Source organism: Paraburkholderia sp. CI3 (assembly GCF_050436505.1).
In the GTDB taxonomy this organism is placed as follows: Bacteria; Pseudomonadota; Gammaproteobacteria; order Burkholderiales; family Burkholderiaceae; genus Paraburkholderia; species Paraburkholderia tuberum.
The window spans coordinates 1,158,814-1,171,224 of sequence record NZ_JBNDMI010000004.1; the positions used below are offsets into that span (position 1 = coordinate 1,158,814).

Here is a 12,411-nt window from a genome sequence, read left to right on the forward strand (position 1 = left end):
CGGCGAGCGTCAACGCGAAGCGTTGCGTCGCACTTGTATCGCGAAAAATGCACGCACCGGCGCTAATATGGATGACCGTGATTGGCAGAGAGAAAATGCTCTATGAACCCATCGGTCATCTCCGCACTGGCTGCACTCATCGGCGCCGCCATTGGCGGCCTGACTTCCGTTCTTGCCACATGGCTGACCCAACGCACTCAGGTTCGCGCGGAGTGGCGAGCGCATGACCGCGTCCGGCGTCAGGAACTCTACAAGGAGTTCATCGAGGAGGCGACGAAGTGCTATGTTGTCGCACTGCAACACAACGAGCCGGATTTGAACTCGCTCGGCAGCCTCTACGCCAAAATAAGCCGCATGCGAGTCCAGTCTTCACGCGAAGTCGCAGACGAAGCCGACGTGATCGGACGCAAGATCGTCGACACCTACCTCGCGCCGGACAAGTCCTTCATCGAGATTCGCGAGATGCTCGCGGACGGCTCGATCGATATCCTCAACAACTTCAGCGACGCATGCCGCGCGGAGTTTGCATCGCTTCGCGCGCAACTGGATTGAAACCCGCTCGCACGCCGTTCAACGCGGCATGAGTTCGACGGGCGCTTCGGCGCGATACCCGCCGCCGAGCGCCTTCGTCAGCGTAATTTCCTGGCTGAGCATCTGCCCGTTAAGCGTGAGCAATGCGACCTGCTCGGCGATCACCGGCTGGCGCGCTTCGAGCGCCGCGAGCCGGCTCGTCAGACCTCGCTGGTAGTGTGCCTCGACGCTGTCCCGCGTAAACGCAACCGATTCGATGCGCTGCTTCTGCAACCCGGCCTCCGCATCGAGGGCCTGCAGGCGGCTGCCCGTCTGCGCGACATCGCGTACCGCGTTCAGCACAGCCTGGTTGTACTGCTCGATCAACAGGTTGCTCCCCTCGCGTGCGCCGCTCAGGTTTGCGTTGAGCCTGCCGCCGTCGAAGATCGGTAAGTACAGGCCCGGAATCAGGTTGATCTGTTGGCTGGCATGCGTGAAGAGGTCCGCGAGATGCAATGCGTTGAAGCCGAAGAACGCCTTGATGTCGAAACTCGGATAGAACGCCGCTCTCGCTGCGTCGATCCGGTCGAACGACGCCTCCACATACCAGCGCATCGCCTGAAGGTCGGGCCGCCGGGCCAGCAGTTCGTATGACAGCGTCGCCGGCAGGGCCGCTTGCGTGCGTGGCAACGCGACCGGCTCGATGGCGGGCAGGCCATTGGGTCCCGCGCCGACCAGCGCTCGCAACGATTCGCGAAACTGCTTGATCTGCCCTTGCGCCGACACGATCTGCCGTTCGATGCCCAGTTGCTGCGCGCGGCTTTCTTCCAGTAACGTACGGGCTTCGAGACCCCGCGCCGCACGTGATTCGTGTGCCTGCACCGCGAACACCGCGACATCGTGCGATTCATTCAGCAGATCGATAAGCTGGTAAGTCGTTTGAATGCCGTAGTAAAGCTGCGCGACATCCGTCGAAATTTCGAGTTCGACGGCGGCCGTCTCGGCGAGCCGCGCATTGCTCACACCAAGCGATGCGGCGACCTGCGCGCGCTGCTTGCCCCAGATGTCGACGTCCAGGCTTGCGCCAAGCCCGACGATGCCTTCGGTGTACCAGGGGCCCGTCAGCCCCAACGCCGGTTCGTTCATCGCGAACGGGCCGATAAAGCCGTTCGCCGAGACATGCTCGCGATTCAGCGACGCCAGCGCGGCCACCTGAAGGCTCGACCCCGTTCTGACAAGCTCGACGTCCGACTTCGCCTGCGCGACGCGGGTTCGCGCAATCACCATCGTCGGCGCATCGGCGAGCGCCTGATCGATAAGCGCGTCGAGCTGCGCATCGCGATAGCGGTCCCACCAGCGCGCCGCGGGCCAACCCTCTCGCGCAAGATGGATGTCGTCAGCAAGATTGATCTGCTCGGGCGCGATCTCGGTATAGGGCGTCCCGTTGTGATGGATCAGCGCGCAACCCGACAGCGCGAACGATATCCCCGCGACGCATACGAAGCATCGACGCCATTGCCAGGCACGCAAACCCGATAGCGTATTCATGTTCGTACGGCCTGTGAAGAGCTCGCCGCGACGGGTGCCTCGATGCGCCAGTCCGGCAGGCCTGCGACCTGCCGCGACAGATCTTCCGCGGCGACGATGAGCGGCTGATCGGCCGGTTCGACGGCTTGGGCAGCGATCAGGATGCGTTGCGGGGCGTGCGCCTCGGGCGGACTGACGGCAAGCTCGTCCGCGTATCGGTTGACCTCGGCGCAAGCCTGTTCCTGAGCCGCCCGAACTGCGCCCACGGCCTGCGGGCTCGATGACCCCGCTTGAGACGCCAGCGCCTTGTGCAGCGCATCGCCAGCGAGCATGATCTCGCGCCCCTGCGCGAGGACGGTTTGTGCGCGCAGCGTCAGTTGGGCCTGTTCCGTTTCCTGCCAGCCGGGCTCAAGTGCGACGCGCGAGAGCGTCGCTTCGCAATCGGCCAGCACGGCCCACGCCTGCAACTGGCGCTGCGCGTACGGCAACTCATCCCGTTCGTCGCTGCCCGCCTGTGGCGAGCGTAGCTGGGCGGCAATCGCACGCAGCATCGTCGCGAGTTTCTGCCGCAACACGTCGCCCTCGCCCTCGCGCCAGAACGACATCTGCACAAAAGTCGCCACGCCGACGCCCAGCAGAATGCCGACCAGCCGGTCGCGTATTTCCGTCAGATTGATGGTTGGACCGAACTGTTCGAACAAGGCGAGCGAGAAGGTGAAGATCAGCTGGACGCCCGCGTAGCCGATCCGTTCCGAACCGGCCGAGATCCATGCCCCGAACGCGACGACAGGCAGCGTCATCAGCAGCAGACCGACAATGTCGTCGAGATGAGGAACGACGAACACGACCATGAACAGCGCCAGCGCGCTTCCGATGGCAGCACCGGCCACCCGCAGCAACGCGCGCTGCGCCGATGCGCCGAGGCTCGGCAGCGCGACGATCACGCAAGTCAGCATGATCGTGTGGACGCCCTGCCAGTCGACGGCGTTGTAGAACACGTAGCAGGCCAGCACGGCGAGCAGCGTCTTCAGCGAAAAGCGCGCGTACGCGGGATTGTTCCATGCGTCGGGCGCGAGCATCGGCTCGCTCGCGGGCGGCTTGCCGGGTTCGACATCGCTTGCGGTGAGATCGGCGAATGCGCGCAGCGCCCGCTGCAATTCGGCCGTGGCGGGAAACGTATCGGCGGCAGCGCGTTCTTCAGTTGTTGCCGTGCTCAGGTAGCGATACGGCTCGTCTGTCAGCACCGCTTCGTCGAGCGCGCGGCAGTTCGTGTGCAACTCGCGCAACATCGCCAGTTGTGCTGCCGACGCGCCCGGCCAACTGGGCGGCAGGTCACTCGCTCCGCGATAAAGACGCGACACTGTTGCAATGCATGCAAGCTGCAGCGCCTGATGCTCGCGATAGTGGGCGTCACGCATCGTCGTAAACCGCAGCAGCTTCTGCAGCGTCAGCGCGCCTTGCTGGAGGGCCGCCAGCGTGATCGGCTCGGCGTGCGTGGTGCCGTCGACCAGTTGCGTCAGGCGCATGTCCAGCGCCGCCAGTTGTCGATGGATTTCCGCCTTGAGCTGCAATTGCGGTTCGGCGGGCAACAACAACGTGTTGACCACGAGCGTCAGCGCGATCGGATAGTTAACGGCGACCCACACCCACAACACCGCGCGGATCAGCAGATCGGCCTGATCGGTCCGGTCGACGAAGCTCTGCACGTAAATCACAATGATGGCGACGATGAAGAACACCACACCGATCTTGAGAACGCGCAGCAGATACACGCTGCCGAAGAACAGCAGGCTCGCGATGACGATGCGCAGCAACGGGTAGTCGAATGTAAACTTCATGAGCAGGATCGACAGACCGATGCCGAGCGTCGATCCGACGATGAACATCAGGCCTACCAGCCGCGTGACCACCACGTTCGCCTGCGTCACGTAGAACACCACCAGCAACGACAGCGCAAGCTCCGGCACTTCGAGCGTCATCGACGCGACGATCACGATCGCGCTCGTCAACATGCAACGCAACGTCACGTTGACGCGACCGGGGAAAGGCGCAAGCTCGCGGCTGAGGAACGCGCCTGTATCGCGCAGCGTGACGGGCAGGTAGTCGGCGGCGGCCATGGGCGATCCTCAATGGCGCTCGCCGTCGTCGCCGCGCCCGGGGTGCAGAACAACCACCGCCGATGTCCCGACGCGAAACAGCTCCGGGTTCGGATTGTCGACGCGGATCTTCACTGGGAAGCGCTGCGAGACGTGGACCCAGTTAAGCGTGCGTTGAATGCGCGGCAACCCGCCCGGCAACGCAAGGCCGGCTTCATCGGACGCGACGCCATAGCTGATCGAATCGACCCTGCCCTGGAAGCGCTGGCCCGTATCGCTCATCAGGTAAACCATGGCGGGCGTCCCGGTCCGGATGCCTTTGAGCTCTGTCTCGCGAAAGTTCGCGACCACATACCAGTGGCGCGTGTCGATCAATGTGAAGACGGGTTTGAGCGCGGACGCGAACTGCCCCGTCGATGTTTTCAACGACACGATGCGTCCGTCGAACGGCGCCCGCACGGTCGAATATTCGAGGTTCAGCTCGGCAATCGAGATTTCCGCCATGACGACGGCACGCTGCGCAACCAGCGCGTCGACGCCGCTCACGGCCGCTGCCGCTTGTTGCGCCTGCAGTTGCGCGGCGCTGAGTTCGGCCTGCGTGGCACGCTGCGCGGTACGCGCACGATCGACGTCCTCCGCCGATACATAGCCGTGCGACAGCAGCGGCTCCATGCGGTGCAGCGTATCGGACGCCTGGCCCGCAGCGGCTCGCGCGCGCTCGACGGCCGCACGCACCGACTGCGCGTTGTACTGCTGCGCATTGACCGTGCGCTGGGTCAGCTCGATCTGGCGGTCGAGCGCGACGAGGGACGCCTTGCCCCGCGTGAGCGCGTCCTGATAGGGACGCGGATCGACGCGGAACAGCAGATCGCCCTGCTTCACCGCCTGATTGTCGTGCACGGGCAGTTCGACGATGCGCCCATTGACCTCGGGCACCACGTCGATCGTATCCGCATAAACATAGGCATCGTCGGTGCGCGGCGCGCGGTCCAACTGGCGGATGACAAACACCGCCAGCAACAGTGTCACCACGACAAGAATGATGGCCGGCCATGCTATCTTCTTCGTTCTGCTGGCAGTTATCGCCATCGCATCTACCTGAGAAGATTCAATGTTGGAACAACATCAACCACGCAGCGAGTGAAAGGAAGACGAAGAGCGTGGGATATACCACGGCTGAAGGCCACATCAGTTGGTCGACCTGCCAACGCTTGAGAACCAGATAGATGACGACCGTGAGCACGACGCCCGCGACGATACAGAACAGCCAGTCGGGAAAGTATGCGCCGAGCACGCCAATGGACGGCGAGTTGGCACACCCGCCCGTCAGAGGGACAGCCGCCAGGGCAACAACGACTGAACGCGGCACACGTTTTGTTCTGAAGAACGGCATGTGGTCGCTCCAAAGTCACTCGCGTCATCAGGACTTGTATCACCAATCTGAGCCTTTCGCGCGCCGTTGTACCCAATCGCAAGGACTTGGAAGGAGCTATACGTCGCGGTATGCCCCATTATCTCCCGGATGCCCACGACCGTTAGCGTGATGTGTGCAATGATGTCGCGCGGCAGTTGTGCGGGGTCGATGGGCAGAAGTCTCTGCAGGAACGCAATGCGATGCAGATGAGAATCCGTGGAAGCCGCTGGTTTCATGTCGTCTCCACCCGCGCTGTGAGCTTGCCGACCAGCGCATCCGCCACGATCTCATCGACGATAACCACGTTGGATGCCCCTGCACTCTCGAACAGCCCCTTTCTCAAGGGATTTTCGCCGGGCACGATGATCGCGAGCGAGGCATTCAGCGAATGCGCCAGCAAGGTGATCGCCAGATTGTTATTGCTGTCGGGCGTCGTCACGACCAGCGCCTTTGCGTTGTCCAGCCGCGCGCGCCTGAGCACGTCGTCGAACACGCCCGGAGAACCGAGCACAACCATATGGCCGCGATCAGCCGCGCGGTCCGCCTGGTCCTGATCGCCCACAAGGACAAGCACCGTCTGTCCCGCTTCGCGCAACCGGTGTGCGACCAGTTCACCAAGCGAATGGAACCCAACCAGGACCACATGATTGGCGAGATGTACGAGCCTGCCTTCCATGACCCTATTCTCCCGATAAGCCATCACATCGTCGCCCGATAGCATGCCGGTGAGCCTCGAAACCGCGAATCCGCCGATCAGCAGCGTCGCGAACATGGCTAGCAGCATAAAGATCTTCTGCGGCTGATTGAACTCGGTAAAATCACCGAGTGTCGAGACGAGATTGACCCCGTCCCAGAGGGCCGCGAACACTTTATCGGGAATAGAGGCATTGGACTGATCGAGCAGGACCAGCCCAACAGCGGCGGCGCCCAGCAGCAGAACGAGCAGGCCGACGGTATGGCGCGCGCGGCGGCGCCACTCGCGAATACGGATGCCCCCAAGACGCGGCTCATCGACACGGAATATCCACATCATTACCTCGGGTAGGTATGCCGATGGAGACGACAGCGAACCCAATGCCAGATAATCACGCTCGCCTTGTGGATCAGTTGCCTATAGTCAGTCAAGAGTCTCTCGACAGGCCGCGCTTGGGACGCATAGCGTCATTCCTTTCCTCGCAAGCGCAGCAGGCCCATCAGAACCTCGTCGCGGTACGTCGCCAGGTCCTCCTGTAAGGAGCGTGACTGAATCTCCTCGTGCACCCCCTTGATGATGGTCGCGCGAACGTCAGGCGTCAGTTCCGGCGTACCGAGTACATGCCACCACGCCGTCAACGGGCCGGTGAACTGTTCGAAGAAATGCTCGATGCCACCCTGACCGCCGCCGAGGTGATACAGAAGACTCGGCCCCATGATCCCCCAGCGCAAGCCCGGGCCCCACGAAACGGCGGCATCGGCGTCGGCCACGCTGACCACACCCTCCGCGATCAGATGGACCACCTCGCGAAAGAGTGCCGCCTGCAGACGATTGGCGACATGGCCCGGCACCTCCTTGTGCAGGCGTATCGTCCGCTTGCCCAGGCCGCGATAGAACGCGCTGACGCGTTCTATCGTCTCTTCTGAGGTCTTCGCGCCGCCGACGATCTCGACAAGCGGAATGAGATGCGGCGGATTGAATGGATGGCCGATCACGCACCGCTCAGGGTGGTTCGGGCAAGCCGACTGAATCTCGCTCATCGTCAAGCCCGACGAACTCGATGCAATGATCACGTCCGGCGCCAAGGCCTCATCGAGACGCCGGTAAAGATCTTTCTTGAAGTCGATTCGCTCCGGACCGTTTTCCTGAATCAGATCGCTGCCGGCGATGGCGGCATCGAGGTTGTCGGTGAATTCCAGCTTCGACGGGGCAGCTCCCGGGGCGAGGCCCAGATGCTCCAATGCAGGCCAGGCGGCCGAGATGAAATCGTCGAGCTTTTTCTTTGCGTCGGGGGCGATGTCGGTGGCGACCACCTCCAGGCCTTTCGCAAGGAACAGCGCAGCCCAACTCGCGCCGATAACACCCGTCCCAATGATCGCGACGCGTTTGATTGGCTTGGCCATGACAGATGAACTCCGGTAATTTAAACAAACGCACTGAAACCGGTGACCGCCTTGCCGACGATCAGCGAATTCATCTCGCGCGAGCCTTCATAGGAGTACAGCGCTTCGGAATCGGCAAAGAAGCGGGCGACGTTGTAGTCAAGCACAATGCCATTGCCGCCCAGAATCTCGCGAGCCGACGCCACCGTTTCGCGCATGCGCACCGTGCAGAAGGCCTTGGCAAGCGATGCATGCTGGTCCTTGAGCTTGCCCTGGTCCTGCAACTGCGCCAGCCGCACGACCAGGCACTGCGACGCGGTGATGTTTCCCAGCATCTTCGCGAGGTGATCCTGGATCATCTGGAAAGACGCAATCGGTCTGCCGAACTGCTCGCGTGTCTGCGCATACTTCAGCGCATGTTCGTACGCGCCCATGCTGCAGCCGACCGCCTCCCACGCGACGTACTGCCGGGTCAAACGGAGCACGCGCGCGGTATCGCGGAACGACAGATCGCCCTGCAGGCGGTTTTCTTCGGGCACGCGGCAGTTATCCATCGTGATGACGCCGTTCTGCACCACACGCAGCGCGACCTTGCGCTCGATCTTCTCGACGGAAAATCCCGGCGTGGTCTTGTTCTCGACGATAAAACCCTTCACCTGATTGTCGGCGACATCCCGCGCCCAGATGATCGAGACGTCGCACCACGGCGAATTGCCGATCCAGCGTTTCTGGCCGTTGAGGACCCATGTATCGCCTTCGCGTTTGGCCGTCGTCAGCAGCCCCCCGCCGGCACCGGAACCGACGAGCGGCTCGGTCAACCCAAAGCAGCCGATCTTCTCCATCCGCGCCATCGGTGGCAGCCACTTCTGTTTCTGCTCTTCCGATCCGCCCAGGTAGATCGAGCCCATCGCGAGGCCGCTGTGCACACCGTAGAACGTCGCGATCGATGCATCGACCCGCGCGATTTCCATTGCGATGAAGCCGTCGAGCAAGGTGCTGCCTCCCGGGCAGTCGTAGCCCTTGAAGCCGATTCCGGCAATGTTCAGCTCGCGGATACCGGGAATCAGATCGAACGGAAACCGGTCCTCAGCCCAGTACAGGTTGATGACCGGGGCGACGCTCGTTTCCATGAAATGGCGCACCTTCTTGAGGATGGCCTGCTCTTCCTCGCTCAGAATGTCGTGGATCTGATAGAAGTCGCTGTCGGGTGCAGGCAGCGACGGTTGGGAAGTCTTCGTCTCGGGCATGGCGATCTCGCACAGTGGGTCTGGACAACGTCTACGCAAGGTAGTTGTAGACGACCTCGGCATTCCCGAGAGACAGATCCGTCAGGATATGGACAGCTGACAGCACCTCGAGAACGGGAAGCTTCGCGACGGGTGCAAAGCAGTGTGGGTGCAGTTCCAGGGATGCGGGTCCTGACCAGGCGCCCTTCACTGTCAGATCGTCGACGTGGTATTTGACGATCTCGCAGACCCGCGCGGTGCCGTTCACATTCGGCAGGATCTTCAGCAAAAAGCCTGGCGCTTCGAGCGACTTCCTGACGCCGACGAGATCGAGCTCGGCGTATTTGTAGGCCATCGTCGCGGTGGCGATGCGTACGCCGTTATAGTCGAGCGTGCCGACGAGGGCGTCCTTGCGCACCTCGAGCTTCGGTTGCGCCAACACCTTCGGAAAACCCAGCAATTCGCGGCCGGAGGCAATGCCCGCTTCGCTGTCGAGATACATCGCGTGCGTGAACCCGCCCGCCACGCCGTTGAACGTCACGGGAATGACCTGGCCGGATTCGGTGTACGAGCCGAGTCCGCTCGAGTCGGGCATGTTGATGAATTCGTATTTGACAATCGGCTCGGTCGGCTTCAGCGGCGCCGGCACCACGCGGGCAAGCGCCTCCGGATCGGTGCGATAGGTGATGATCACGAATTCGCGGTTGACGAACCGGAACGGACCCTTAGGATAGGCGGGACTCGTCAACGGCATGGTATAGGCGGTCGAGCGTACTTCGTCTTCAGTCATGTGCATCTCCGTGTGTGCTGCAGCGCGACGTATGCGAAGCCGGGCGGTGGGGTGCCTGGTCCGGCGCCTGGACGCGCTACCTCATGATTTGTCTTCAAAGCGGGCGACGGCGCCGCCATCGTTCAGCCGCGCAATCTCGGCATCGTCGAATCCCAGTTCCTTCAGGATTACCGCGCCGTGTTCGCCGAGCCGGGGCGCGATGGAGGGTTCGACCTTCGGTGCACCATGGATCTGAATGGGGCTGCTGACGGTACGGGCACCTGCTCTTCCGGCAACTTCGAGCGGCACGACGATACCGTTGGCCGACAGTTGAGGATCGTTGATGATCTCTTGCGCGATCTGCACGACACCGAAAATCACGCGGCCCGCGGTCAGCACTTCCTTCCAGTGGGAAAGCGGTTGACTCGCAAACATCGGATCAAGAATCTCAACAAGCTGTGCAGCATTGGCCGTGCGCTTGTCGTCGGTGAAACGCGGATCTTCGAGTAGCTCTGGCCTGCCGATCGTCTTCACGAAGCCGGGCCAGTCCTTGCGCTGCGCAGCAACAAGGAGAATCCAGCGATTGTCCGACGTCTGGTACGGATTGAGCAGCGCATTGGGTGGAGACTTACGGTTATGTTGCGCGAAGAAATGGCCGCCATTGAGGCCGCCTTCGACCCACGCTGCCGCCGCCCAGATACCGTTTGCGATCAGTGAAGTCGAGACGTGGCTGCCCTTGCCCGTCGTCGCGCGCACATAAAGCGCTGTGACGATCGCCGCATAGAGCGTTGTCGCAGTCGCGTGGTCGCCGATGCCGGGTATCGGAAGCGTCGGCGGGCTTCCGGCATCATGCGTCACTTCCATCAGGCCCGAGCGTGCCCAATAGGCGGTCACGTCAAACCCCGGCGTATCAGCCTCCGGCCCCCGGGAACCGTACCCTGTGATATCCGCATAGATCATCTTCTCGTTCAGTGGCGATAGATCTTCATAAGCGACGCCCAGAGAAGCCTTCACGCGAGGCGGAAAATTGACGACGACAACATCGGCCCAGCGCACGAGGCGCTGCACCACCTCTTTCGCTTGGGGAGACTTCAGATCGATGGCAATGCTGCGCTTGTTGCGATTCGTGAGTTGCCACGCGTAGTTGACGTCGCTGGTCGGATTCGGTGGCATCGCCGAGAAGAATCGATAGGCGTCACCCGTACCGGGTGGTTCCACCTTGATGACGTCGGCGCCGAAATCGGCAAGGATCGTCGCCGCGGCCGGGCCCGCAATATAGCTTGCCAGATCGAGTACCTTCAGACCCGAGAAGACGTGATTGCCGGTAGTCATCTAATCATCTCCATGAGGTGGGACTAACCTCGTCGTGTTGGTTACGCGCTGTGTTTGAGGCAGTGACGACGGTCGCATTGACAGTCGCTATTCATCGACCGGTGAACTTTGGTGGCCGCTTTTCGAGGAATGCTTTAGTGCCTTCCGTCTTGTCTTCAGTGGATGCGCACAGCGCAAACAAGGCTCCTTCAAGGGCGAGTCCCTCAAACAGCGAGCCGTCGAGTCCGCGATTGACGGCCGCAATGGCGTAGCGCACCGCGAGGGGTGCATTCACGGCGATCTGCGCGAGAATTTCTTCTGCACGCGCGAGAAGCTTCGACGGCTCGACGATTTCGTTAACCAGGCCGATACGAAGCGCTTCTTCGGCGGTGATCATCTCGCCGGTGAGAATGAGCTGCAGCGCGATTCCCTTGCCGACAAGGCGCGCAAGACGCTGTGTTCCGCCAAAGCCCGGAATGAGGCCGAGTTTGATTTCGGGTTGCCCGAATTTCGCAGTTGATGTTGCGAGTCGGATCGTGCAGGCCAATGCGGTCTCACATCCGCCGCCAAGCGCAAGACCGTTGACCGCTGCAATGACCGGCTTGCCGAGGCTTTCGACGAGACTGAGCAAGGCCTGCCCGTCACGTGTGTGCTGCTCGGCCTCGACGGGTGTCGCGCTTGCAAGTTCGCCGATATCCGCTCCCGCAATGAATGCGCGATCACCTGCGCCAGTGACGATGACACCGCTGACCTGAGAATCATCCCGAGCGGCTTCGAACGCTGTCCTCAACTCGCTGATGGCTCGCTGGTTCAATGCATTGAGAACCTTGGGGCGATTCAGCGTGACGTAGGCGACAGCACCTTTCTTTTCAAAGACGATCGTTTCAAACGATTCCGGGGTAAGTGACTCAACCATGGATCTCAACACTCCGCATGAACGTTAAGAATGATCTACGATACTTTTGCGATCGCCAGAATTCCAGGTCCGTAGTTGCGCGCAATCCTTCTTTTCGCTTTTTCTCGGTTCCAGTGCCCGCTATCTCGCACACGTGGCGCGTGAGCCTCCCGCCGACCACCGGGGTTTTTTTGCGATGCGCGGTCAAGTCCATGAGATTAGTTTAGAAATGCGCCTCGCACAAAACCATGCTACGAACGGCTAGTCTTACTAACGAATTGGCATTGGATTCTCATACATTTGTATATCTTGACCATGAAATACCTTGTACGGTTTTCTGTTGCGCTGGTTGCACTCGCAGTGTGCTGCGTTGTTGGTCTTTCGCCGCAGGCACAGGGGTCCTATGAGCGCCTTGTAAGCGCACAGTGAGGACGCGCGCGACTATGTCGTAGAGACGTGCTATTCCAGCGAGGGTACCGATGACTTACCTGAACGGCGGCATGCGGAACGACTCGCGCCAGCGCGCGCACACCGCAGCAACCATGCAGATGACGCGCGAAACATCGCAACTTCTGGGCCCCACGCTG

Annotated in this window: 11 protein-coding genes; 1 reads left to right on the forward strand and 10 read right to left on the reverse strand. The window is 61.6% G+C overall.

Annotation, left to right across the window (positions count from 1 at the left end; all coding sequences use genetic code 11):
• The first annotated feature begins 102 nt into the window (after positions 1 to 102).
• Positions 103 to 552 (forward strand): hypothetical protein, encoded by a 450-nt coding sequence (locus OKW29_RS26720; protein ID WP_429293231.1) that lies wholly within the window; start codon positions 103 to 105, stop codon positions 550 to 552.
• 18 nt (positions 553 to 570) lie between these two features.
• On the opposite strand, the gene OKW29_RS26725 is transcribed toward OKW29_RS26720, so the two are convergent.
• The 10 genes from OKW29_RS26725 to OKW29_RS26770 all read right to left on the reverse strand — a co-directional run bounded on the left by OKW29_RS26725 (position 571) and on the right by OKW29_RS26770 (position 11,845).
• Positions 571 to 2,058: an MdtP family multidrug efflux transporter outer membrane subunit gene (locus OKW29_RS26725; RefSeq protein ID WP_429293232.1), complete on the reverse strand. Its 1,488-nt coding sequence runs from the start codon at positions 2,056 to 2,058 to the stop codon at positions 571 to 573.
• Positions 2,055 to 4,154, reverse strand: a complete 2,100-nt coding sequence (locus tag OKW29_RS26730) for an FUSC family protein (protein ID WP_429293233.1) — start codon at positions 4,152 to 4,154, stop codon at positions 2,055 to 2,057. The genes OKW29_RS26725 and OKW29_RS26730 overlap by 4 nt, the downstream gene beginning before the upstream one ends.
• Positions 4,155 to 4,163: 9 nt before the next feature.
• Complete coding sequence (mdtN, locus tag OKW29_RS26735) at positions 4,164 to 5,222, reverse strand: multidrug transporter subunit MdtN (RefSeq protein ID WP_429293234.1); 1,059 nt, start codon at positions 5,220 to 5,222, stop codon at positions 4,164 to 4,166.
• Between the two features lie 19 nt (positions 5,223 to 5,241).
• Entirely contained in the window at positions 5,242 to 5,526 is a 285-nt protein-coding gene (locus OKW29_RS26740) for a YtcA family lipoprotein (protein ID WP_429293235.1), read from the reverse strand.
• Positions 5,527 to 5,779: 253 nt separating this feature from the next.
• Positions 5,780 to 6,580: a potassium channel family protein gene (locus OKW29_RS26745; RefSeq protein ID WP_429293236.1), complete on the reverse strand. Its 801-nt coding sequence runs from the start codon at positions 6,578 to 6,580 to the stop codon at positions 5,780 to 5,782.
• A 128-nt stretch (positions 6,581 to 6,708) separates the two neighbouring features.
• Complete coding sequence (locus OKW29_RS26750; RefSeq protein ID WP_187626613.1) at positions 6,709 to 7,644, reverse strand: 3-hydroxyacyl-CoA dehydrogenase NAD-binding domain-containing protein; 936 nt, start codon at positions 7,642 to 7,644, stop codon at positions 6,709 to 6,711.
• A gap of 20 nt (positions 7,645 to 7,664) precedes the next feature.
• Positions 7,665 to 8,870 (reverse strand): acyl-CoA dehydrogenase family protein, encoded by a 1,206-nt coding sequence (locus OKW29_RS26755; RefSeq protein ID WP_187626612.1) that lies wholly within the window; start codon positions 8,868 to 8,870, stop codon positions 7,665 to 7,667.
• Between the two features lie 31 nt (positions 8,871 to 8,901).
• Positions 8,902 to 9,639, reverse strand: a complete 738-nt coding sequence (locus tag OKW29_RS26760; RefSeq protein WP_187626611.1) for an acetoacetate decarboxylase — start codon at positions 9,637 to 9,639, stop codon at positions 8,902 to 8,904.
• 81 nt (positions 9,640 to 9,720) lie between these two features.
• Positions 9,721 to 10,950 carry a CaiB/BaiF CoA transferase family protein gene (locus OKW29_RS26765; protein ID WP_429293237.1) on the reverse strand — a complete coding sequence of 410 codons (1,230 nt, stop codon included), beginning with the start codon at positions 10,948 to 10,950 and terminating at the stop codon, positions 9,721 to 9,723.
• A gap of 91 nt (positions 10,951 to 11,041) precedes the next feature.
• Positions 11,042 to 11,845, reverse strand: coding sequence for an enoyl-CoA hydratase-related protein (locus OKW29_RS26770; RefSeq protein ID WP_429293238.1), 804 nt, complete (start codon positions 11,843 to 11,845; stop codon positions 11,042 to 11,044).
• Between the last annotated feature and the right edge of the window lie 566 nt (positions 11,846 to 12,411).

What these genes read in the sequence shown, in the direction of transcription:
- OKW29_RS26720 (WP_429293231.1), top strand. Translation starts at nt 103, where the DNA reads ATGAACCCATCGGTCATCTCCGCACTGGCTGCACTCATCGGCGCCGCC.
- OKW29_RS26725 (WP_429293232.1), bottom strand. Translation starts at nt 2,058, where the DNA reads ATGAATACGCTATCGGGTTTGCGTGCCTGGCAATGGCGTCGATGCTTC.
- OKW29_RS26730 (WP_429293233.1), bottom strand. Translation starts at nt 4,154, where the DNA reads ATGGCCGCCGCCGACTACCTGCCCGTCACGCTGCGCGATACAGGCGCG.
- mdtN (WP_429293234.1), bottom strand. Translation starts at nt 5,222, where the DNA reads ATGGCGATAACTGCCAGCAGAACGAAGAAGATAGCATGGCCGGCCATC.
- OKW29_RS26740 (WP_429293235.1), bottom strand. Translation starts at nt 5,526, where the DNA reads ATGCCGTTCTTCAGAACAAAACGTGTGCCGCGTTCAGTCGTTGTTGCC.
- OKW29_RS26745 (WP_429293236.1), bottom strand. Translation starts at nt 6,580, where the DNA reads ATGATGTGGATATTCCGTGTCGATGAGCCGCGTCTTGGGGGCATCCGT.
- OKW29_RS26750 (WP_187626613.1), bottom strand. Translation starts at nt 7,644, where the DNA reads ATGGCCAAGCCAATCAAACGCGTCGCGATCATTGGGACGGGTGTTATC.
- OKW29_RS26755 (WP_187626612.1), bottom strand. Translation starts at nt 8,870, where the DNA reads ATGCCCGAGACGAAGACTTCCCAACCGTCGCTGCCTGCACCCGACAGC.
- OKW29_RS26760 (WP_187626611.1), bottom strand. Translation starts at nt 9,639, where the DNA reads ATGACTGAAGACGAAGTACGCTCGACCGCCTATACCATGCCGTTGACG.
- OKW29_RS26765 (WP_429293237.1), bottom strand. Translation starts at nt 10,950, where the DNA reads ATGACTACCGGCAATCACGTCTTCTCGGGTCTGAAGGTACTCGATCTG.
- OKW29_RS26770 (WP_429293238.1), bottom strand. Translation starts at nt 11,845, where the DNA reads ATGGTTGAGTCACTTACCCCGGAATCGTTTGAAACGATCGTCTTTGAA.